Origin of the sequence: Acidisphaera rubrifaciens HS-AP3, from assembly GCF_000964365.1 — a bacterium.
Lineage (GTDB): Bacteria > Pseudomonadota > Alphaproteobacteria > Acetobacterales > Acetobacteraceae > Acidisphaera > Acidisphaera rubrifaciens.
In genome coordinates this window covers 1-1127 of sequence record NZ_BANB01000944.1, presented here as the reverse complement: position 1 = coordinate 1127, position 1127 = coordinate 1, and the positions used below count along the sequence as shown (strand labels likewise).

The 1127-nt window shown below is 75.7% G+C and carries 1 protein-coding gene; it reads right to left on the bottom strand.

Annotation, left to right across the window (positions count from 1 at the left end; all coding sequences use genetic code 11):
- Nucleotides 1-1127: sensor histidine kinase (locus B8460_RS19275; RefSeq protein WP_148360723.1), on the bottom strand; the 1127-nt coding region annotated here is incomplete at both ends.

Here is a 1127-nt window from a genome sequence, read left to right as displayed (position 1 = left end):
GCGACGGGCAGCGGCAAGGCGACGGCGCGCGGCACGGCGACGCTGAAGACGGAGCCGCGGCCGGGGCGCGAGCGCAGCGCCACCGGGCAGTCGATCAGGTGCGACAGCCGGCGGACGATCGCGAGGCCGAGGCCGAGGCCCTTGCCGCGCGCGCGTTCGGGGTTGGCGAGCTGGGCGAACTCCTCGAACACGGTGGGCTGGTCGGCCTCGGCGATGCCGGGGCCGGTGTCCCAGACCTCGACGCGCACCCGCGCGCCGTCCCGCGTCTGCCGCCTTGCGCCGACTAGGACGCGCCCCCGTTCGGTGTAGCGCACGGCGTTGGCGATCAGGTTGCGCAGCATCCGCTCCAGCAGCACGGGATCGGTCTGCACCACCGCCTCGGTCGGCACGAGACGCAGGCCGATGCCGCGCGCCGCCGCCTCCGCCGCGTATTCGGCGACGAGGCGGGCGAGCAGCGGATGCAGCGCGAAGGCGCGCGGCCGCGGCTCGATCACCCCGGCATCGAGGCGCGAGAGGTCGAGCAGCGAGGCGAACAGCCCGTCCATCGCCTCCAGCGACGCCGCCACCTGATCGAGCACCGCCTGTCGCGCGGGCTCCGGCATGCCGTGGCGGAGCGCGCCGGCGAACAGGCCGAGGGCGTGCACGGGCTGGCGCAGATCGTGGCTCGCGGCGGCGAGGAACCGGGATTTCTCCAGGCTCGCCCGCTCCGCCGCGTCGCGCTGCGCGCGCAGTTCGTCGGCGAGGGCGGCGTTGGCGTAGCGAAGGCGGAGATTCTCCGCGAAGCCCGCGCTGAATTGCCCGGCGAGACGGCCGATGGCGAGGCTGAACAGCACCACGATGGCGGCGAGCAGCAGATGCAGCCCGTCGCCCTGCGCCACCGCCCAGGCGGCATAGGGCAGCGTCGCCGCATAGAAGCGGGCGCGGAAGGCCGGCAGGTAGGCGCCGAGGCTCATCGCCGCGCCGGCCGCCACGCCCGCGCCGAGCAGGAGGGCGAACAGCTCCTGATTGAGGCTGCCGAGGGCGGCGAACAGCACGAAGCCCGCGCCCCAGATCACCCCCTCCGCCCCGACCGCGAGCGTCAGCCGGCGCGCGCAGCGTCGCGTGGCCGCCGGCCCGGCGGCGATCGC